We start from the raw sequence: 21,787 nt of genomic DNA, 5'->3' as shown, positions 1-21,787 counted from the left end.
TTAGTCATCATCCCCGGATTCTTCCCAGCCGCTTTGGTTATAACCACGCGCAGGGGTGACGATATGGACGGGGTCGCCCTCTAGCAGGTCAGCCGGTGGGTTATTGATGATGCGGTCATCAGCATTAAGCCCCGCTTGGACCTCTGTAGAGCTATCAGCCATTTTACCAACGCGGATATTTTTAAAATGCACATGGCTCTTTGCATCCACCGTGGCAACTTGCATGCCTTTTTCTTGAAAGACGAGCGAACCGGTGGGGATTTTCAGCAAATGAGCCGCGTTATTATTGGCTTTCAGCTCGACTGAGGCGAAGGTCCCTGGCCAGAGGGCATGGTCGCTATTCTCCAAGGTGAACTCGGAGACGGCTGTCCGTGTGTTAGGGTCATAACCGAGCGAGGCGGTGAGGAACTTGGCTTCAAAAGTCCGGCCCGGATATTGCGGGACATGGATGTGCGCTGTGAGGCCGTCTGTCAGCATGTAGGAGAAGATTTCCGGTACGGAGACGAACAAGCGCAGCCGGTGTGTATCTGCCACGGTGAACAGCTCAGACGCGCCACCGGTGGCATTAAGCTGGCCCCCACCGCTATTGACGTAATCCCCCACATTGATGGAACGCTCCGTTACCACGCCATCAAAAGGCGCGACAATTTGCTTAAACTTCTCCAATGCGGCGAAATGGTCCAGGTTACGTTGGGCGGCCTCTAATGTAGCGAGGGCGGCTTTTTCATCCGCTGTGGCAACAGAGACAGACTGGCCCGATACAGCCTGGGACTTGCCCATGGCCCGCCAACGGTTAGCCGTGACAGAGGCCAGATTATAGCGGGCCTGTTGGGCGTCGAGGTCAGCACGCGCTTGGGCATATTGGGCATCCAAAGCGGGGGCGTTAATCTCGGCTAAGACATCGCCTTGATGAACGACAGCCCCGTAATCCTTGTACCACATTTTCACATAGCCAGAGACCTGAGCATAAATGGGGGCTTGGTACCATGCGTCAATCGTGCCGGGGAGGGTGAGGCTTACCTTGCTATCAGCCTTATGAGGCAGAATGACCGCGACATTGGGGACGGCACTTTCCTCCGCTACGTTATGGAGATGGGCCATATGGGCGATGCGGCCTATCAATAATGAGGCAATGTAAAGGCCCAGCACTAAGGCAATCAGGCCGAGCAGTAATTTACGGTTGCGAGACATGCTGGCCATTAGATGGTCTCCTTATGAGAGGCAGTACGGTTATGGATGATGGCGTAAACACAGGGGACAAACAGGAGCGTGGAGAGTGTGGCGACAATCAACCCACCAATAACAGCCCGGCCTAAGGGAGCATTGGTGGAGTTGGAGGTCGCCATGGGGATCATCCCCACAATCATAGCAAGGGCTGTCATCAGCACGGGGCGGATACGCTCTCGCCCGGCCTCTGTTGCAGCGCGTAGGGCATCGCCGTGGAGCTCAATCCGCTCTCTTGCGAAGGATACAACGAGGATGGAGTTCGCCGTTGCTGTCCCCATGCACATAATGGCCCCCGTCAGAGCCGGGACGGAGAGGCGTGTCCCGGTGAGGAATAAGGCCCATGCAATCCCCGCTAACGCGCCGGGTAGGGCGGTGATGATGATGAAAGGGTCCGTCCAAGATTGGAAGTTCACGACAATGAGCAGATAAATCAGCACGATGGAGACCATCAGCCCGAGGACGAGTTGGCTATAAGCACTATACATCGTCACCGCTGCCCCGTGGATGTCTGTTGCAGCTGTTTTGGGCAGGAGGGGCTTGGTATCGGCGATGACCTGCTTAACATCTACCAGCACAGCCCCAAGGTCGCGCCCTTCGGTCGAGACGTAAATATCAACTTCGGGCATGGAGTTAAAATGTGAGACCTCGCCCGGTGTGCCTGTTGGCACAACAGTGCTGATGCTGCCGAGCAACTGGTCCCCCGTCCCGGTTGGGTTGCCATCGCCTTTATCGACGGGGATGGTCAGCAGGTCGCTCAAATGGGTGAGCTGGTCTTGAGAGACGTAGGTATTGAGCGGGAAGGTGACATCATTACTGGGGTCGAGCCAGAATTGCGGGTCCACCGTGCTGGAGCCGGAGAGTGTCATAAGCTGGTTATTGGCGAGGTCGGCCTCGGTGAGGCCGGTGGCCATACTGAAGGTCCGGTTACCACGAATCATCAAGGTGGGTGTTTTCATCGTTTGCTGGATGACCACATCCGCCGTGCCGGGAATATGACGTAAGCGGGCGATGATTTTACGCGCATAGTCGTAATTATCGGCAATATCTGGCCCGTTAATTTGAATATCAATCGGCGCGGGGGAGCCAAAATTGAGGATTTTGGCTGTCAGGTCCGCTGGTTGGAAGGTAAAGACCGTACCGGGGAATTGCGCGGAGAGGTCTTTACGCAGTAGGGCACGATAATCCCATACCGGGGAGGCCTCATTTTTGAGGGCGATGGTCAGGTCGCAATCTTGCGTGCCGATGGTAGGTGTTGGGATAAAGGCCTGATTATGTGCCCCTTCTGGCAGGCCGCAATTACTGACAATTTCTTCCACTTGGCCGGGGAGGTCACGCTCGATACGGTCAGAGACGAGGGCAGCGATACGCCCTGCAACCTCAATACGTGTGCCTAGTGGGGCACGCATATGCATTTGTAGAGCGTTGGATTTTGTCTCCGGGAAGAAGTCCCGTCCCGCAGTGAGGTAGAGCCCCAAAGAGAGGACAGAAAGCCCTAAGAACACCCCGACAAAGAGCTTACGTTGCTCCACACAGCGGACGAGGAGAGCGTAATAGCTATCGCGAAAGAGATTGAACTTTTCCTCAAAGCTTTGTTGGAAGCGGATACAAGCTCCCATAAAGCCGCTGCGTGCTGGTAGGGGAGCGGAACGGTTATGGCTATCTGTCCCATCTCCACGTTGGGCAGGGTGGCCTGCGGCTATAGCAGCGGCGTTGCTATCGGCAATATGCTGCTCTCTATCTGGAATATCATGGCCATGGTTATGATTAGCGAGCAGATATTTCGCCATGGTGGGGACGAGTGTCCGGGAGAGGATAAAAGAGGCAATCATCGCAAAGATGATCGCTTCTGCCATGGGGCGGAAGAGATACCCCGCTACCCCTCCAAGCTCAAAGAGAGGGAGCCACACAATGCAGATGCAGGTGGTGGAAACAAAGGTCGCTGTGACAATTTGATTCGCTGCATCAATAATAGCAGGCTCAAGCTCTTTACCCATCTCAAGATGGGTATCGATATTTTCAATCATCACCGTGGCATCATCAACGAGGATACCAACAGCGAGAGCCAGCCCGCCAAGGGTCATGACATTGATGGATTCACCAGCCCAGCTTAGCCCGATGACAGAGCAGAGAATGGCCAGCGGGATAGAGGTGGCAATAATGACGGTGGACCGCCACGAGCCAAGGAAGAGCAGCACCACAATCCCGGTCAGGAAGGCCGCTGTGACCATCTCCCGCACCACATCTTTAATCGCGTCTTTCACGAAGATGGAGGCGTCTGTGAGGATGCTGACATTGACATCATCTGGTAAGACGGCCCGTAGGCGGGGGAGGGCTTTTTTCACACCATCCACGACATCTAGCGTGGAAGCCTCACCACTTTTCATGACGACAACCTCAACGCCTTGTCGGCCTTTGACCAGCACAAGGTTGGTTTGTGGATGCCCGCCGCGATACACATCGGCTACATCACGCACGTAAATGACGGCATTGCCTACGCGTTTGACGGGGATATTGCCGATAGCCTTCATGCTCTTAGGGGTGGCGTTGGTTTGGACCATCCAATCCACAGCATCAATCTTTTGGTCACCAGCGGGGAGGACGATGTTTTGATTATGCATGGCATTTTGCACATCCATCGCTGAGAGGTGATGAGCGCGGAGCTGGTCTTGATTCAGCGTGACCATCACAAAACTATCCATCCCGCCATAAGGGTGCGGTACCACCGCGCCCTCTACCGTGACGAGAAGGGGCCGGACGCGAATCATCGCTAATTTATAAAGGTCGGATGGTGTTTGCTTGTCGGAGGTAATTTGCAGTGAAATCACGGGGACAGAGGAGGCATCCAGCCGCATAATCATCGGGGCTGGGATATTCACCGGCAGCTGCTTGATGACTGTTTGAGAGATTGCGGTTACTTCTGCCTCTGCTTCGCCAATCTCCGTCCCGGGTTGGAAGAAGATGGTGACAATCCCGCGCCCGTAATAGGAGTTGGACTCCATATGCTCGATGCCCTCTACGGTAGAGGTCACCATGAGTTCGTAATTATAGATGATGCGGCCAGCAAACTCTTCTGGCAGCATCCCACCATAGGTCCATACCGCTGAGACGACCGGGATTTTGATATTAGGGAAGACGTCTGTTGGTGTTTTAAAAACAGACATTACCCCAAACATCACAATCAAGATCGACAAGACCACAAAGGTCAGAGGCCGCTTGAGCGCGGTGATGACAATGGCATTCATGATGCAGGTGGTTTCCTGTTATTGCAGAGGCAAAAGAGTGTTAGTCTTAATTTAAACAAAAATGACGGAGCGGCGTATTAAATACTGTTTTAGTCAAGTTTATGACGGCTTTGTAAGCCGGGGGTATAGGGAATAAAATGAGAGAAGATAGCTCCTTCCATTTCACATATCCTCTACAGATAAAGCGTAGTTTCATGAGTTTATGTTACAAGAATGTCACCTAAAAGGAAGGCTGGTTGCTTTAGTTCTTCGGTAGGGTCGGTGCTGTAGTGGGATGAGCCAGATGCTGGCGGAGTCGCCGTACTTCGCCTTCACTAACGCTGCTGCTGTGATTGCCCCAACTATGGCGGATGAAGCTTACAAGCTCTGCGACCTCTTTGTCAGAGAGCGCATCGCCAAAAGCGGGCATCGTAAAGGCAGAGGGCGCGGTAGGGAGGGGGTGCATTGTCTCGCCCGCGAGGATGATATGGATGAGCGAGGTGGGATTATCCGTCATCACGACAGGGTTTCCTGCTAGAGGGGGAAAGACCGTGCCATAACCAGCCCCATCGCTGCGATGGCAAGCTGCGCAGCGGTCCAGATAAGTTTGTGCGCCAGGTTGGGTGATATCACCCCGGCGTAGGGCGTCTGCCGTGCTTGGGTCATAAACCCAAGGGGCTTCTGGGCGGGCGGGGCTTAGTGTGCGTAAATAGCGCGCAATCGCGTGGAGGTCGTTATCTGTAAATGCGTAGGTGCTGTGGATGATAACAGGCGTCATGCCTCCGAAGCTGGCACCGGGGCGAGCGCGACCAGTACGGAGGAAGTCCACAATATCTTGCTCACTCCAACGGCCTAGGCCGGTGCGATTTTCTTGCCGCAGGGAGGGGACAACCCATTGTTCTACAACCCCACCGCCGGAGAGAAAGAGCGGGCCATCTTGGGCTGTTTGGGCCTTTTCATTCAGTGCGATGCCGCGTGGTGTATGGCAGGCCCCGCAATGGCCCGGCCCTTCGACAAGATAGGCCCCTCGTGCCAAGGTTGGGTCAGTGAATTGGCCATTGGTGCGTTGCTGGGCATAGCGAATGCTAGGGGCAAAGAGCCACCGCCAAACGCGTAGTGGCCAACGCATAGAGAGCGGCCACTTAATTTTATTCTCTGGCGGAGCTACCGCTTGAGGGGCCACACCATGTTGAAAATAAACATAAAGCGCGTGGATATCCGCATCACTTAGCCGCGCATAGGAGGGGTACGGCATAGCGGGATAAAGTGTGGAGCCATCTTTACGCACCCCAAGCCGGACAGCGCGGGCAAACTCTGCCTCGCTATAGCGGCCAATGCCATGAACAGGATCTGGCGAAATATTGGTTGAATAAATCGTGCCGATGGGCAGCTCAAAGGGTAAGCCCCCGCTATAATCAGGGCGGCCCGGTGCTGTATGGCAGGCAGCGCAATCGCCGAGGATAGCTTGATAATGGCCTTCCTCTAGCAAAGCAGACGGTATGGGGGTGTCTGCTCGAGCTATGGTGAGGGGGGAGGAAAAAATGGCAAGCAGCCCTAATGCTGCATAAAGGGCCGCATAAAAGGAAGCGCGGGAGATGTGGGTCATGCGGTTACCATAGGGCCGGGGTTACGGAGGTAAGTATGACGGATATGGTAAGCCGACCAATAAGCCAGCGCGGCCACCAGCCCGGTAGGGTTATAGCCTAACCCTTGGGGAAATGCGCTAGAGCCAATGACAAAGAGATTAGAGACATCCCAACTTTGTAGATAACGGTTCACCGCACTGGTTTTGGGGTTTTCCCCCATGATAACCCCGCCATTAAGGTGCGTGGTTTGATAGAGGCGGCTATCAAAGTTCTGGCCATGTTGGAGGCTATTGAGGGCAATCTTAGTGGCCCCCATGGCTTTGGCGATCTGACCAATATGCTGGACGGCATATTGATTCATGCGGATGTCGTTCTCCTTCCATGTGAAGGTCATGCGTAACATGGGTTGGCCATAGGCGTTGCGCCATGTGGGGTCGAGGTCCAAATACACATCGCGATAAGCCATATTGCTGCCATGGGCATCAATACTGAGAGAGTGGCGATATTGGTCAATCATGGCTGTTTTATAGGCGTGTCCCCAGCGGGGTGCGCCCTTGCCACCACTGCTAAGGGCGGCATTGATGGGTTTTGTCCCTGCTTGGTTTACCCAAATGGGTGAGCCACCAATAAAGCCTGCTTTCCCACGGTCTAGGCCGGGATGGTTGATGTCATCAATGGCAACACCCCCGCCGCCAGCACCAACAAATTGGTTGGTAAAGTGCGTTTTAGGTAGCCAAACGCGGGAGGAGGTAATGGTTTGATAGGTGAAGTTACGGCCAATCACCCCCGTTTGCGTTACTGGGTCATAAGGTTGGCCAATGCCTGAGGTGAGCATGAGATGAACATTATGGAGCTGGAAGGCACTCAGTATGACGAGGTCAGCCTGCATTGTCTGTTCGGATTGTGTTGTGAGGTCAATATACCGTACGCCTGTGGCGGTCTTGCGGTCATCATCTAAGAGGATTTCCAACACTTGCGCCTGTGTGATGAGGGTGAAGCGTTTATCCTGCCGCAGGGCGGGGAGGATGTTCACATTCGGGGACGCTTTGGAATAGAGATAACAATCATAACCGCTGCAATAACCGCAAAAATTGCACGGTCCCATCTGGCAGCCATATGGGTTGGTGTAAGGCTGGGAGGCATTAGCGGCAGGCATGCTGTAAGGGTGATACCCGGCCTCGGTTGCAGCTCTGCGGAACAGGCTGGCGGAGAAAGTATCAGCCAGCGGCGGCAGTGGGAAATGAGCGGAACGATCAGGGGCGAATATATTCCCTCGCCCTGTAGGGATTCCCTGTACTGAGGCGGCATCGCCCGCTGTGCCGAAGACTTTCTCGGCTTTATCGAAGAAGGGTTCTAGCTCCTGATAGCTCACCCCGTAATCTTGTAAATGCATATCGTGAGGGATGAAGCGACGCCCATATCGCTCTTGTGTTACGCTACGGAGGCGCAGTTCATCCTCTGTGGTGCGGAAGTGACAGCCTGACCAATGTAGCCCGGCCCCGCCTACGCCCTCTCCGGGAAGAAAGGCGGCAAGTTGGCGGTAGGGAAGGGCTGTTTGGTCGGGACGGTTGCGAATGGTCAGAGAGGTACGTGCGAGTTTTTGGAAGAGACGCTTGCGTATCGCCCCGCGTAATTCATCAATCGATTCAGGATACGCGCCCTCTACGGCCGTGCTATGGTCATGTCCGCGCTCCAGCATGGTAACATGCAGGCCAGCCTCGGTTAGCTCTTTTGCCATGATGCTGCCAGCCCAGCCAGCCCCGATGATGAGAACATCTGGCTTTTTAGGCGGTGTAACGTGGTCTGTCATGCGTGGTTAATCTTCCTCATCATGAAGCGCATCAGGGCCATAGGGGGCAACATTAGGGGGCATACCAACAGGGCCAAGCGGATAAGGGGCCCCTTGCTGGTTGACCCAATCCATAAAATCGGCCCGCGCACCGGGGAAGCCCATCATCTTCCATCCTCCCATAGCGTCATTACCGCCATAGAGGGGGTCGGCAAAGGCACCTTCTAACGTATTGGTGCGTAATTGCTCAAAAAAGACAGCCCCGGGAATATCATTAAACTGCAAGACGCCGTCCTCAAGCTTATGAAGAACCTCATCCTGCTGTGCGGTGGAGAGGTCTGCAAAGAGGGCGTTATAGGTCATCAAACAATGGGTATTAATAGGTTCGATCGTACGGCGATACAGCTCTTGCGGGCTGTAGGGAAGTTGGTAGCCAAGTTCTGGGGGACCATTGACAAATGGAGGGTTGAGGTACCAGAGGTCCCCTTGTCCGTAAGGGGTTTGCATTTGTTTATCAATAAAACGCGGCACAGCTAGGGCGACTGCTCCGGGTCCGTTTTCATCTTCTGGGAAAAGCCGCTCACACGCATAACAGAGAAAGCGATATTCCTCCGCTGTGAAGAAATGCGGCACATAATGGGCGGGGTCATTCTCCGCCTCTTTGGTTTGTTGGGGCTCTAAATCAGCATGGGCTTGGGCTGTATGGCTTAGTAATGATGAGCCAGAAAGCGCACTAGTCCCCCTCATAAATCCCCGCCTCGATAATGTAGTACGGGATGGGGCAGTGGAGTGAGAGGGGGATGATGTCATCGCGTGGGGCGGACCTGAGGAGATGAAAAGATGGTTAAAGCTGCGGTAAGGTGAGCAAAATCTTCGCAGAAGACAAGTGAATCTGCTGTCATGTACTCACCTTATAGCGAGGAGGTAGGTTTAATGTTGTGGTAGGGAGAGAACACCCGGCGGTGGGGAATGGAGCTTTGTCGGTGTTGTGCTCTCATATGTTGTAGAGGTGGGGTGAGGAGCAGAGGGAACCGTGTTGTTGAGGGGGGCATGTTGTTGTGTGCTGCCCTCCAACGCGGGGAGTTCTGTACTAGAGAGGTCTTGGCTTTGGACGGTAGTAGCACTTAGTGGCGTGCCGGTGGCGTCAGTCAACCAAGAGGCAAGATGATTGCGGATTTGGTATTCCAGCTCGACATTCATATCATCCATAAGGGCTGCGTTGAGTGTATGGAGGTTGCGCTCCAGACTATAAGAGTGGGAGGCCTCAATAGTGCGATGGACGCGTGCGGTGATGAAGCCGTGGCGTTGATGGGTTGGGTCATCCACCGTAAGCTTTACGCCATAAGTCCCGCTAAAGCTGTGATGGGATTTCGTCATCTCAGCTTGGGTGACGATAAATTGCGCCGTGCCGGAGGTTCCCGTTGTGTGTAATCTTTGATGCGCCATGAGCTGCAGGTCCTGAGCGGGGTCATCAGGGCTACGTTCTGTTAAATCATCATAACCCGGCTGGACTTGATTATTGATGGCGATTTGGCCGACATTCAGATTCAGCGGCGGTAGGTAGCTATAATCTGTTTTTGGGAAGGTCTCATGGCCATCATCAGAGGCACAGCCTGATAAAAAGGCCAGCCCGCAAAGGAGGGCCATGCACGGCCAGAAGCGCATGAGAGGGGTAAAGCGTTTTATGGTCATGACCGGCGTTTGCGTCCTTTTTTACGTTTCTTCTTACGAGGCTGATAGGGTTTCTTTGTCTGTTTTCTAGCGGGTGTGGGCGTTACGTCACCCGGCACTGTATCCTCTAAGGGCGATAGAGGCCGCAAGAGAGCAGATTGTTCCCATAATAGGGATGAGAATGGAAAGCTAGAGGCGATTTGTCCAGCCTTCTTTGGGCTAGAGACGCTATTATCCCATAAGGCAGAAGCATGGCCGACACCATAATCCTCTAACGTGAAGGGCCGGGCCTGTTTGAGGTCCTCAACGCATTGTGGTGTTCCGATAAACCATGAGAGTAAAAAAGCCGGGACAAGGGGTGTAAGCGTGCTATCTCCCACCAAAAGAGAGGCATGAGGGAGGTAAAGAATAGGGGGGGCGTCTTTAACAGGGCTTTCATCGGCATCTTGATTGGGCCAAAAGAGGTAGAAAGTTAAGCCCTCTTTGTCATCTGTAAATCGGCATGCAACAGCTTGCTCCAATATCATAGTGAGATTTGTGCGGATAATCCCCCCATGAAAAGGGGAGCATGCTAAACTATGCGGCCCCGCTGGGCGTGTGCGGAGGAGCTTTTGGAGGAGGTCTTTAGAGAAAGGGCTTTCCTCATCATGCTCTAAAAGCGTTGCAGGGGGAATAACATGCAGAGCCGCGCGCATGGTTTGGAACCAGAGCGTGACGAGCTGTAGCCGTCCTGTTGCAGGCAATGTGCGGAGCAGGGCAAGTGTCTCGTTTTGTAAGGCTTCCTCTGTGGGCAGAGGGGCTGTGCCATCCAGCAAACTTGCGCTGATGGTTTGTAAAGTGGGGTCCAATGTTTTGATGAGCGTATCCCGCCATGTGCCGCGCAGGGCAAGGGCATGGCAGGCTAAGAGCTCATTATCAGGGGAGAGCCACCAGCACGCCTCTTGCCTTGTTTTAGGGTGATGTAGAATTAGAGCATCCACACCCGCAGGGCCGGAGAGGCGTTCCCCCCTCTCCCAGCCGGGATAAAGCCGCGTGAGGGATTGTCCCCGGCTGTGGAGCTCTGCGGGGCGTGCTGCCGTCATGGCGTCTCGGCAGAGAGTGTGTTTGTATGATGCGTAAGGCTATCACGAGGGAAGGTGAAGGCCGTGTTGCAGAAATGACATTCCATAGAAATCACTCCATCTTGGGCCATATGGTCAAGGTCATCCGTGCTGAAACGCTCTAACACCCTTTGCAGGCGGGCACGGCTACAGCGGCACCCAAAGGAGAGCGGCCTCGCCGGGGCAAGCTCTACCCCCAATGTGCCAAAGAGCCTTGTGATAAGGGTAGAGGCTGAAAGAGCAGGGTCGAATAATTCATCCGCTTTTAGGGTATGAGCAAAGGTGCAAGCCGTCTCCCAGAGGTCTTGGATGGTCGCCTCGGAATGTTGCTGGTCATCATTACCGGCAACGGGGTCACTATCGGGCAGACGCTCTAGTACCAACGCCCCCGCTTGCCACCCGCTCTCTGTTAAGCGGGAGAAAAGTTGGATGGCACAATCATGTTGCTCACTGGTTTGAAAGTAGTGCGTCGCCATGGCGGCGAGGTCTTTACCCTCTAGCCCAACAATCCCTTGATAACGCTCCGTCTCTGGCCCTTGGTCCACTGTAAAGGCCAGATACCCCTTGCCAAGCAAGCCCGGAGCGGTTTCAGGCAGGGGGGTGGTGTAGTCCTCTGCCATGCGGGCGGTAAAGCGCAACGCCCCTGTATCGGTGCAATCGGCCAGAAAGAGCGAGACCGGTCCATCGCCTTTAACTTGTAGGGAGAAGGAGCCTTTAAACTTTAAAGCCGTTGCCATAGCCGCTACCAAGGCAAGGGCTTGGCCTCCAAGGGCGCGCACAGGCTCCGGAAGTTCATCATGGCGGGAGAGGATGGCATCAGCCAATGGCCCAAGCGTAATTAATCGCCCCCGAACAGGCACATGGCCGAGATGGAAGGGCGTAATCGCATGGGCAACCGTCAGGTCTGGCACATCCTGCGGGCGGGTCGTGGCTGTAGGGGTGGTTTCTGTCACCGGGTTTGTCATGGTCCTATCCTCCCTTTTGGCCCCGATAGAGGGGAGAGGGGTGTGCCCTCTCAGCCCTGATAAGCGGAGAGGTCATCTTCCCCCAAGCACCAGAGCAGCAATCCCTTTTGGGCATGTAGGCGGTTTTCTGCCTCATCAAACACAACAGAGGCCGGGCCTTCAAACACGACCTTGCTGACTTCCTCCCCTATATGGGCAGGCAAGCAGTGCATAAACAGGGCCTCCGGTGCTGCGAGAGCCATGAGGGCTTCATCAACATGATAAGGGCGGAAGATTTGATGGCGTTTTTCAGCATCTTTATCCCCCATGCTGACCCATGTATCGGTGACGATGGCATCAGCCCCCGCGGCAGCCTCGCGCGGGTCGTGGGTGAGTTGAATATCACCGCCCTGTGCGCGCGCCCAGTTTACAGCCGTCTCAGAGGGCATAAACTCCCCTTCTGGCGTGGCGAGATGCAGGGAGAAGCCTAGCCGTGCGGCGGCCTCAATCATAGAGGTGGCGACGTTATTGCCATCGCCAATCCAAGCTAGTTTTTTGCCGGTAATGGAGCCGCGATGTTCCTCAAAAGTGAGAATATCGGCCAAAATCTGCACAGGATGGGAGACTGGCGTTAGCCCGTTAATGACGGGCACATCACTCCAGCGGGCAAGCTCCCGAAGGTTCGCATCTGTCCCCGTGCGGAGGGTGATAACATCCAAAAAACGGGAGAGGACACGCGCCGTATCGGCAATGCTCTCGCCTCGGCCAAGCTGCATATCCGCAGGGGAGAGGACATTAACCGTCCCGCCAAGCTGCTTCATCCCCACCTCAAAAGAGACACGCGTGCGGGTGGAGGGGCGGGACATCATCAGCCCCAAAGCACGTCCGGCTAATGGCAGACCAGGGCAGAGAGGGCGTTTGCGTTCTTGCTGTAGAGCCTTGATATGGGCCGCAAGGCCCAGAATATGGCGTAAGGTCTCGGTGGAATGGTCTTTAATATCCAGGAAGTGCCGAGGGGATGAGGTATAATCGTTGCTCACGCTACTGCTCTCCTTATTGGTTGCTTAGGGCGTGAGCTGCACGCCCGATGCGGGTGCAAGCCTCCGCGCAATCTGCTTCTGTGGCGATGAGGGGGGGGACGAGGCGCAATACATTATCGCCCGCCCCAATGGCGAGGAGCCCTTCTGCCATAACAGCCTCAAGCACCTCCCCTACAGGGATGCGGCACCGCAAACCCCGCATCAGCCCAATGCCGCGTACTTCCTCAAAAATGGAGGGATGGTCTGTAACACAAGCCTCGAGCATTTTTCCAAAGGCCGCGCCTGTTGTGCGGACATGCTCTAGGAAGCCGGGGCGGAGGATTTCGCTGACGACAGCAAAGCCCGCTGCACAGGCCAGAGGGTTCCCCCCATAGGTTGTGCCATGCGTGCCGGGGGTGAGATGCTGGGCTAAATCTGCACGGGCTAAAACAGCCCCAAGGGGGAAGCCCCCGCCAATCCCTTTGGCAGAGGAGACGACATCTGGCGTAATGCCAGCATGTTCAAAAGCAAAGAATGTACCGGTGCGGCCCATCCCACTTTGGACCTCATCAATCCCTAAATACAGCCCTTTTTCATCACAAAGAGCGCGTAAAGCGCGTAAGAACGCAGGCTCTGCAGCACGGATGCCACTTTCCCCTTGGACAGGCTCTATGAGGATGCCAGCGGTCTTGTCTGTGATTGCTGCGCGAACGGCCTCAATATCGTTAAAGGGGACATGGTCAAACCCTTCTACGGGGGAGCCGAAACCTTCCAAATAAGCGGGATTTCCCGTGGCGGAGATGGTCGCTAATGTCCGACCATGGAAGGCATGATGAAAGCAGATAATCCGCGTGCGTTCAGGATGGCCGTTTTTATACTGTGCCCGGCGGATAAGCTTAATTAGCCCCTCATTCGCTTCTGCCCCAGAGTTACAAAAGAGAACGGAATCCGCAAAGCTATGGGCTACGAGCAGGTCCGCTAAGGCTTTTGCTTGCGGCACCTGATAGAGGTTGGAGACATGGATGAGCTTCTTTGCTTGTGCGGTAATCGCTTCCACAAGGGCAGGATGGCTATGGCCGAGGGAGGAGACGGCAATCCCCGCCCCGAAATCAAGATAACGTCGTCCATTTGTGCCTGTAAGCCAGAGGCCCTCGCCATGCTCAAAAGCAAGGTCGAAGCGTTTATAGTTCGGCATGATGGAGGCGATCATGATGGACGCGTTCCCGGTTTTGACAAAACAATGGCTATCCAGTCCCCGTTAATCCAACGGAAAACGCCCCTGTCTGAAGGAGCAGAGCAGGGGGGATAGGATGCTATACTGCGTGGAGAAAGAGCTGGCGTCAATTCCTCTATGCGGGAAAAGGGCTCTTTAAGCCGGTGTTCTGGCTATATTATCCGCTTCATGTTTCGGAAGACGTTGATAAATCAGGTTCCGGGCCAGCCAACAGCTAATGCGGAGTTGATGGATATGGCCGTGGCGGCGTTCAAAATGGAGTGTCCAATCACCGGGGGCGGTATGGTCTAAAGCGCGCGGGCAGGGGAGAACCCATAAATCCGGGCCTAAATGTTCTAGCCGTTCCATCCGTCCAGTGCCTAAAAAGCCAGAGAAGCCTCCATATAATAAGCCCCCTTGGTTTGTAATGGTAATGCGGGCGTTATCAAGCTCCTCACAGTCATAAAGGCCGGTGAGATCCTCTAGGGAGGGTTGAGGCGTTGTGGGGTAGGGACGGAGGAGGGCGTGACGATTTTCCCCCGGGCGAATCATGAGGATATGCGCGCCTTCCGTTCTATTAGGCGGCGTTGTATGCATGGTTTTATCGTGGATATGCCGCAGCGTGACAGACCCGTTCTCTGCAAGGTGGGGGTCAATCATATCCAGTGTTTCCGGCAGCATAAGGTAGCGGAGCTGCAATTTCCCCGGTTCTGCTGCGCTGATGCGGGCGGAGAGCCCTGTTTCCTCATCTAGCCAGAGGCCTTCTAACATATGGGGGGATGTAGGGCAGGAGCGTGCAGGGCTGGGGGTGGGTTTAGCGGCTTCGTCACCTAAGAAGGCATGAGCCAGATCCGCCGCGGCCTGTTGGGCTGGGGCCATATGATTGAAAAGCACAACCACGGATAAACGCTGCTTAGCACAATGCAGCCGATTAGACCGCCAACCGCGTAAGGCTCCCCCGTGTGAGGTGATGTCGTAGCCTGCGATTTTACCATGCTGGAGGCCGTAGCTATAGGGGGCCTTATGGCCGTTATCAAACTGTACAATAGGGCAGAGACGGTTATAGAGGCCTTGAGGGTCATCACGCTGTTGGTCGATAAACCGCTCCCATGCGATCATATCTTCAAGAGAGGCTGCCATCCCGGCATCACCTGTCCAATAAATATGATTACGGGCAGGCCAATAGCCTCCCTCCTTTGTGCCTTCATAACCGGTTGTCCCGTCTGGGAGGGCGGTTGTCTCGGCGGCGAGGATGGCATGGTCCATGCCTACAGGCTTAAAGATATGCTCTTGGAGTAATGAGGCAAAGCTTAGCCCGCTTTCTTCCTCCATCGCTTCGGAAATGAGGCGGAAGTTCTGATTCACGTAGGAATAGGATGTCCCCGGTATAAAATGGAGCGAGCGCGTCCCCGCTATCACTCTCTCAGAATCGGCAGGGCTGAAATGCCCTTCAATCGCTGCACCATGGAGCATCGCTACAGCCCAATAATCGCGCAAGCCCGATTGATTATGGGCTAAGTGGGCAATGCTTGGTGGGTCAGAGAGGAGATGGGGGAGGCGTTTACGAATATAAGGGGCGAGGATTTCGGGGTCGTTATAACGGGCGAGCATAGTCGCGCAGGTAAATTGTTTGGTGATGGAGCAAATACGAAACAAACTTGTTGGGGTGAAAGGGATTCGGCGTTCAAGTGACGCATAGCCCCATGTCTGGCACGCAATAACCTTCCCTTCATGGAGGACCGCCACGGCCCCACCCGGACCGGGATAACGGTGCTGAATAGCGGTAATAGCCTTCTTTATACGTTCAGAGCGGGAGATGTGGGGATGAGGAGCAGACATAAATGTCCCTTCACGAACGGGGCTAGGGGCAGGCGGTGATTAAGCAGGGAGTTTGGACGTTTAGAGCAAGACAGGCTATAGGCTGAAAGCATGTCTGACCTTCCACCAGCACCGGACTATCAAAAACTACGCGAGGCGGCTTTGGCACATCTGGCCCGCTTTGCCACCACGCGGCAAAGTTTGCGGCAGATGTTGCAACGGCGTGTAAAACGCTGGGGCATACGGGCTTTACGGGCCGGTATGTTCGCCGAAGATATCACTATCAAGGAGCAAGACTGCCAACCGTGGATTGAGCAGATTATAGAAGATATGCAACGGCTAGGCGCGGTGGATGATGCTGTCTTTTCGCGTTCAAAAGCGCGTTATCTGGCGCGGTCGGGTCGGTCACGCCGGGGCGTACAAGCGCAGCTTCAAGCGAAAGGGGTGGAGCGAGAGACCATCCAACAGGCATTGGATGAAAGTTTGGGTGAGGTTGGGGATGAGCAGGCCCGTCAGGCAGAATTAACAGCGGCTCTTATTTTGGCCCGTAAGCGTGCTATCGGGCCGTTTCAACGGCCTGATAGGCCGGAGAAGGAACGGCTTAAACTTCTAGCCATTTTTGCGCGTAATGGATTTTCACATGATATTGCTGAAGCCGCTTTGACGATGGAGCGCGAGGAGGCTGAGGATATGATTATCGCATTCCGGTCCTTATAAATCGGCCTTGAGGGAGGGGGAGTATCATGGTGATGCGTGGGATAACATGGCGGGTTATGGCTCTTTTTGCCGTGTCGTTATGTCTCGCCCTTGGGGCCTGTAGCAGTTCCTCGGTGGGCTCTTATCATGGCCCGGTACAATGCGCACCTTATGCACGGCAGGTGAGTGCAATCAAATTGCGTGGTCGGGCGGCAGCATGGTGGTGGGAGGCTCGTGGCCATTATCCGCGTAGCCATAAGCCTGCGGTGGGGAGCGTGTTGGTTTTTAAGGCAAGTAAGCGCATCCCGAATGGTCATGTGTCTGTCGTGCGGCGTATCCGTACGCAGCGGCAAATTGAGGTTGACCATGCCAACTGGGTTGGCGGGCGGATAGAGCGTCATGCGCTAGTAGAGGATGTTTCCGCACGGGGGGATTGGTCGCTTGTGCGTGTATGGTGGGCCCCCTCCGGGCAGATGGGGCGTGAGCGTTACCCAACCTATGGCTTTATTTTACCAATGCGTTAGGATGGCTTGCGTCATTATTGAGGTGTTTCATGTATGGGGAGGGGTTGCACAATCGTGCTGGCCCTGCCACATGGAGAAGGCCTTAATGTTATAAGGGAGTTTGGTCCTATGGGCAGCATGAGTCCGATTCACTGGGTAATCCTTGCCGTTATAGTTTTGGTACTATTTGGAGGTGGGGGTAAAATTAGCAGCTTGATGGGGGACTTTGCCAAAGGGATTAAATCCTTCAAAAAAGGCATGGCAGAGGATGATAAAGAAGGGGCCTCTCCCGCTCAGACGGAGGAGCGTCTTGCCCCACCAGCGCAGGCCCCGCAGGCCGGTCAGCCGAATGTTCCTCCACAAGGCCAGCCTACACAACATGCTGATGTCCGCATGGCTGATGATGAACCTCAGCACCCTCCGCGCTCCTAAGCTGTGGCGTTGATACGGCGGTAAAGCTGTTATGATTTTCTGTACAAATTGGCAGGCTGTGCCGCCCTCCTGTTGGGGGGCGGCTATTGCCCTTGGTAATTTTGATGGTGTGCATCGGGGGCATGTCCATCTTGTGCAGAGCGTAAAAATGGCCCGCCCCGGCTGCCGCTTAGGGGTTTTGACCTTCGAGCCACATCCGCGCACTCTGTTTCGCCCGCAAGACCCGTCTTTTCGGTTGATGAGCCCGGAGATGCGTGCTCAGGCGTTGGAGGAGCAAGGCGTAAGTTGTGTTGTGCAGGCTCGTTTTGATGAGGCTTTCTCTCATATAGGGGCGGAGGCCTTCGTGCGCGATGTGTTGATTGGCGGGTTGCATGTGGCCCATGTGGCCTGTGGAGCGGATTTTGCGTTTGGCCATAGGCGGGAAGGCGATGTGGCCTTATTGGAGGCCTTGCTGGTTGCCCATGGGGTAGGTGTGAGCATCGTCCCGCCTCTTGCTGATGTTGCTGGGCCGATTTCCTCTAGTCGGATTCGCCGTTTATTGCAGGAAGGCTATCCTGAAAAAGCAGCAGAATTATTAGGCCGTTATTGGGCTATTACGGGGGAGGTTGTGAAAGGGGACCAGCGCGGGCGCGAGCTTGGCTTCCCAACAGCTAACATCGCACTTGGTGAGCATATCGAGCCTGCACGGGGTGTTTATGTGGTGCGTGTTCATTTACCTGATGAGCGTCTTGTGCCCGGCGTGGCGAATATTGGCCGCCGTCCCACAATTAATGATGGGCAGGAAAGTCGCTTAGAGGCGCATCTTTTCGATTTTGATGAGGATCTATACGGCCAGATACTAAAAGTAGAGCTTGTTGCCCTTTTGCGGGAGGAAAAACGCTTTGCTTCCTTGGATGATTTAAAAGCCCATATCGCTCTTGATGCTGCCCAAGCGCGGGAGGTTCTTGCCACAAGGGCTTGACCAAAGAGGCGGCATCTCTCCATAAATAGGGGTATTTTCTTAGCTATTAAGCGGGCGCGCCTATTCCATGTCTGAGTCTGTCGAGAAGACCGATACCCTGTTTCGTGAACAACAAGACCGTTATCGCGGTACGGTGTTCCTTCCCAAAACCTCTTTTCCTATGCGGGGGAATCTCCCCAAGCGGGAGCCAGAGATTTTGGCGCAATGGGCCGAGACTGGGCTAGATGAGCAGATTCGCGAGGCAGGACGTAGGGCGGAGCGTATCTTCACCCTTCATGATGGCCCGCCTTATGCGAATGGGCATATCCATATCGGCCATGCGCTTAATAAGGTGATGAAGGATGTCATCAACCGGGCGCATCGGATGGATGGGGCGGAGGTCCGCTATATGCCGGGGTGGGATTGCCACGGCCTGCCGATTGAATGGAAAGTTGAGGAAGAATATCGCAAAAAAGGCAAGGATAAGGACGCTGTGCCTGTCCTCCAATTCCGTGCGGAATGTCGTGAGTATGCGGCAAAATGGGTCGAGGCCCAGCGGGAGGATTTTAAGCGGTTAGGCATTCAGGCAGAGTGGGATCATCGCTATGTGACGATGGATTTCTCCTCCGAGGCCCAGATTGTAGAAGAAATTGGCAAGTTTTTGCTTAATGGGCGGCTTTATCGTGGGTTACGCCCTGTAATGTGGAGCCCTGTAGAAAAGACAGCCCTTGCCGAAGCGGAGGTCGAGTATCACGATATCACCTCCACAACGCTTTTTGTGGCTTTCCCGAATGTGAAGGACCCGACAGAGGGCCATAAGCTAGAGGGTGTCTCCGCAGTTATCTGGACGACAACGCCATGGACCATCCCCGTCAATCGTGCCCTCGCGGCAGGGCCGGAGATTCTCTATAGCGTCATTCAGGTTGCCAGCGTGAAGGAGGGCAGCCTCGTGCCTGTGGGGGCCAAGCTGCTCATCGCTGAGGATCGTCTTACAGCTTTTGCGGAGGAAGCGGGCCTTAACGCCTATAATGTGCTGCATAGCTTGCCCGGCCAAGCCCTAGAGGGGGCTGTGTTTGCGCACCCTTTGCGGGGGCGTGGGTTTGATTATGACGTGCCGCTCTTGCTGGGAGAGTTTGTCACGACTGATGCCGGTACGGGGTTGGTTCATATGGCCCCGGCCCATGGTCATGATGACTTTATGCTCTGTCGCGCTCATGGGGTGGAGGTCACGGAGGAGGTCCGCGATAACGGCACTTATGTGGAGTGGATGCCGGAGCTTGGTGGTGTGCATGTCTTTAAGGCTACGCAGCCTGTATGCAGCTTGCTGACCGAGGTACGCGAGGCCGCGCAGAAGGCAGGCCAGCCCGCTTGTGGCTTGATGGCCCAGGCAGAGATTATCCACTCTTACCCTCATTCTTGGCGGTCTAAAAAGCCGGTGATTTTCCGGGCAACGCCGCAATGGTTCATCGCGATGGAGCCGTGTGAGGGTGATGAGGGCGGCCCCGGCCTGCGGGAGAAAGCTCTTAACGCGTTGGAGGATATTACCTTCGTTCCTGCAAGTGCGCGCCGCCGCTTAACCAGCATGATTGAGCAACGGCCCGATTGGTGTATTTCTCGCCAACGCTCTTGGGGCGTGCCGATTGCCGTATTTGTGGAGAAGCGCACCGGTGAGGTGCTGCGTGATGCGGAGGTCATGGCCCGCGTGGTGCAAAGCTTCCAAGAGCGTGGGGCAGATGCATGGTATGATACGGACCCTGCCATTTATCTTGGTGAAGGCCGCAACCCGGACGATTATGACCAAGTCTTTGATATTGTCGATGTCTGGTTTGAGAGTGGATGCAGCCATCGCTTTGTTCTGCATCAGGAAGGGGTGAATTACCCTGCTGATTTGTATTTGGAGGGCTCAGACCAGCATCGCGGTTGGTTCCAATCCTCTTTGTTGGAGAGTGTTGGGGCAGAAGGTGAGGCCTCCTATAAGGCGGTTGTGACCAATGGCTTTGTGCTGGATGGCCAAGGGCGGAAAATGTCCAAATCCCTCGGCAATACAATCGGGCCAAAGGATGTTACAGAGACCCTAGGGGCGGATGTATTGCGCCTATGGGTGTTGAACTCCGATACAAATGAGGACCTCCGCATCAGTAAGGAGATTCTCAAACAACAAGGCGAGCTGTATCGCCGCGTGCGTAATACGCTGCGTTGGTTGCTTGGCGCGCTTGAGGGGTTTGAGGCAGAGGAAGCTATCCCGCTTGGGTGGGAGGATGTTTCTGCCCCAGCTGATAAGGTGTTGCATAAGCTGTTCCCAGAGGATGCCGCGCGCGCATTACGCTATAAAACGACCGAGAAAGCGCGTAAGGCCCTGCCGCTTTTGGAGCAATATATCCTTCATCGCCTTTACGAGCTGTATCAGCGTATTCAAGAAGCGGTGCAGACTCATCAATGGAATGGCGTTTACCCGCTGCTGCATAATTTCTGCAACAATGAGCTTTCAGCCTTTTATTTCGACATCCGCAAAGATTGCCTCTATTGCGACCCGAAGGATTCGCCTAAACGCCGTGCAGCACGCACCGTGCTGGATATTCTCCATCGTGCTTTAACGACATGGCTTGCCCCGGCTTTGGTCTTTACGGCAGAAGAATCATGGCAGGCGCGTTTTGGGACGGAAAGTAGCGTACATGCAGAGCGTTTCTTCGTGCCTGAAGATGGCTGGCATAACCCGGTTTTAATCGAACATTGGGAGCTGGTACGTCAGGTACGTCGTCGGGTGAATACAGCGTTAGAGGCTGCACGGCGGGAAGGGCTTATTGGCTCCTCGCTGGAAGCACAAGTGATTCTTTCTCTCACGCCGGAGGAGCAAGCGGCTTCGGAGGGTGTGGATTGGGCGACGCTGTGCTTGGCTTCGGAAGTACATCTACAAGAGGGTAGTGATGCAGACCCCGTACAGGTGCGCCGTGCAGATGGGCAGAAATGCGCGCGCTGTTGGCGTGTCCTACCTGATGTGGGGCAGAATGAGGAACATACGCATCTCTGCTTGCGCTGTGTGGAGGCGGTAAGCGCATGATGTCCCCAACCGGGCCGGAGCCTCAGAGTGAGGCGAAGGCTTCCTCGCCTGTGACGTCTCAATCTACGCCGCGTTGGCGGCGTGTTGGGGTGGTGGTCGCTTTACTCGTCTTATTGGTGGATCAAATCAGTAAGGCATGGATTTTACAGGGATTAGACCTCCCTGCAAAACGGAGTGTTGTGATCTTCCCGTGGCTTAATTTTACGATGGTGTGGAACCACGCTGTGACCTTCGGCATGTTTGGAGGGCATGGGCGATGGGTGTTTATCATCATTTCGGCTTTAGCTGTACTGGGGCTGTTATGTGTGCTGGCACGTTCGCGCCGCCGGTTGGTAAGTGTTGCCTGTGGTGGGATTATTGGCGGGGCGATTGGGAATGTGATTGACCGCCTACGTTACGGGGCTGTGGTGGATTTTCTCCATTTCCATATTGGGCAATGGTCTTGGTACGTTTTTAATATTGCAGATTCGGCCATTGTGTGTGGTGTTGGGCTGTGGCTGCTTGATTCTTTCTTGGTAGAGAGGCGGTCACATCATGGATAAAATGACAAGCGGCTTGCTCATTAAGGGT

17 protein-coding genes are annotated in these 21,787 nt (G+C 54.8%); 6 read left to right on the top strand and 11 right to left on the bottom strand.

Going from position 1 to position 21,787, the window contains the following annotated elements:
• The 11 genes from GM556_RS07350 to GM556_RS07300 form a co-directional block, all read right to left on the bottom strand.
• Positions 1 to 1,191, bottom strand: a complete 1,191-nt coding sequence (locus GM556_RS07350; RefSeq protein WP_370513462.1) for an efflux RND transporter periplasmic adaptor subunit — start codon at positions 1,189 to 1,191, stop codon at positions 1 to 3.
• Positions 1,192 to 1,199: 8 nt separating this feature from the next.
• Positions 1,200 to 4,469: an efflux RND transporter permease subunit gene (locus tag GM556_RS07345; RefSeq protein ID WP_155579693.1), complete on the bottom strand. Its 3,270-nt coding sequence runs from the start codon at positions 4,467 to 4,469 to the stop codon at positions 1,200 to 1,202.
• Positions 4,470 to 4,710: 241 nt separating this feature from the next.
• Positions 4,711 to 6,054: a cytochrome c gene (locus GM556_RS07340; RefSeq protein WP_155579692.1), complete on the bottom strand. Its 1,344-nt coding sequence runs from the start codon at positions 6,052 to 6,054 to the stop codon at positions 4,711 to 4,713.
• Positions 6,051 to 7,844 carry a GMC family oxidoreductase gene (locus tag GM556_RS07335; RefSeq protein ID WP_155573896.1) on the bottom strand — a complete coding sequence of 598 codons (1,794 nt, stop codon included), beginning with the start codon at positions 7,842 to 7,844 and terminating at the stop codon, positions 6,051 to 6,053. The genes GM556_RS07340 and GM556_RS07335 overlap by 4 nt, the downstream gene beginning before the upstream one ends.
• Before the next feature lie 6 nt (positions 7,845 to 7,850).
• The gene (locus GM556_RS07330; RefSeq protein WP_230873330.1) at positions 7,851 to 8,570 is read right to left on the bottom strand and encodes a gluconate 2-dehydrogenase subunit 3 family protein; all 720 of its coding nucleotides are present in this window, start codon (positions 8,568 to 8,570) and stop codon (positions 7,851 to 7,853) included.
• A 183-nt stretch (positions 8,571 to 8,753) separates the two neighbouring features.
• Positions 8,754 to 9,515, bottom strand: coding sequence for a hypothetical protein (locus GM556_RS07325; RefSeq protein WP_155573894.1), 762 nt, complete (start codon positions 9,513 to 9,515; stop codon positions 8,754 to 8,756).
• Entirely contained in the window at positions 9,512 to 10,576 is a 1,065-nt protein-coding gene (locus tag GM556_RS07320) for a hypothetical protein (protein ID WP_155579691.1), read from the bottom strand. The genes GM556_RS07325 and GM556_RS07320 overlap by 4 nt, the downstream gene beginning before the upstream one ends.
• Positions 10,573 to 11,559, bottom strand: a complete 987-nt coding sequence (locus GM556_RS07315) for an Hsp33 family molecular chaperone HslO (protein ID WP_155579690.1) — start codon at positions 11,557 to 11,559, stop codon at positions 10,573 to 10,575. Before GM556_RS07315 ends, GM556_RS07320 begins: the two co-directional genes overlap by 4 nt.
• Before the next feature lie 50 nt (positions 11,560 to 11,609).
• Complete coding sequence (argF, locus tag GM556_RS07310) at positions 11,610 to 12,578, bottom strand: ornithine carbamoyltransferase (protein ID WP_370513612.1); 969 nt, start codon at positions 12,576 to 12,578, stop codon at positions 11,610 to 11,612.
• A gap of 13 nt (positions 12,579 to 12,591) precedes the next feature.
• Entirely contained in the window at positions 12,592 to 13,767 is a 1,176-nt protein-coding gene (locus GM556_RS07305) for an aspartate aminotransferase family protein (RefSeq protein WP_155579689.1), read from the bottom strand.
• 159 nt (positions 13,768 to 13,926) lie between these two features.
• Positions 13,927 to 15,609 carry a D-aminopeptidase gene (locus GM556_RS07300; protein ID WP_155573890.1) on the bottom strand — a complete coding sequence of 561 codons (1,683 nt, stop codon included), beginning with the start codon at positions 15,607 to 15,609 and terminating at the stop codon, positions 13,927 to 13,929.
• A 90-nt stretch (positions 15,610 to 15,699) separates the two neighbouring features.
• On the opposite strand from GM556_RS07300, the gene GM556_RS07295 reads away from it, so the two are divergent.
• The 6 genes from GM556_RS07295 to lspA all read left to right on the top strand — a co-directional run bounded on the left by GM556_RS07295 (position 15,700) and on the right by lspA (position 21,759).
• Positions 15,700 to 16,305 carry a regulatory protein RecX gene (locus GM556_RS07295; RefSeq protein ID WP_155573889.1) on the top strand — a complete coding sequence of 202 codons (606 nt, stop codon included), beginning with the start codon at positions 15,700 to 15,702 and terminating at the stop codon, positions 16,303 to 16,305.
• A gap of 26 nt (positions 16,306 to 16,331) precedes the next feature.
• On the top strand, positions 16,332 to 16,808 hold the full coding sequence (locus tag GM556_RS07290; RefSeq protein ID WP_323670736.1) for a CHAP domain-containing protein: 477 nt from the start codon (positions 16,332 to 16,334) through the stop codon (positions 16,806 to 16,808).
• Positions 16,809 to 16,916: 108 nt separating this feature from the next.
• Positions 16,917 to 17,219, top strand: a complete 303-nt coding sequence (locus tag GM556_RS07285; protein ID WP_155573888.1) for a twin-arginine translocase TatA/TatE family subunit — start codon at positions 16,917 to 16,919, stop codon at positions 17,217 to 17,219.
• A gap of 31 nt (positions 17,220 to 17,250) precedes the next feature.
• Positions 17,251 to 18,180, top strand: coding sequence for a bifunctional riboflavin kinase/FAD synthetase (locus GM556_RS07280; RefSeq protein ID WP_155579688.1), 930 nt, complete (start codon positions 17,251 to 17,253; stop codon positions 18,178 to 18,180).
• A 67-nt stretch (positions 18,181 to 18,247) separates the two neighbouring features.
• Positions 18,248 to 21,217 (top strand): isoleucine--tRNA ligase, encoded by a 2,970-nt coding sequence (ileS, locus tag GM556_RS07275; RefSeq protein WP_155579687.1) that lies wholly within the window; start codon positions 18,248 to 18,250, stop codon positions 21,215 to 21,217.
• Positions 21,214 to 21,759 (top strand): signal peptidase II, encoded by a 546-nt coding sequence (gene lspA, locus GM556_RS07270; RefSeq protein WP_230873329.1) that lies wholly within the window; start codon positions 21,214 to 21,216, stop codon positions 21,757 to 21,759. Before ileS ends, lspA begins: the two co-directional genes overlap by 4 nt.
• Positions 21,760 to 21,787: the final 28 nt, after the last annotated feature.

Origin of the sequence: Bombella sp. ESL0378 (assembly GCF_009725845.1) — a bacterium.
GTDB lineage: Bacteria > Pseudomonadota > Alphaproteobacteria > Acetobacterales > Acetobacteraceae > Bombella > Bombella pollinis.
The sequence above is the reverse complement of the archived record's forward strand: the minus strand, read 5'-3'. Positions and strand labels throughout refer to the sequence as shown.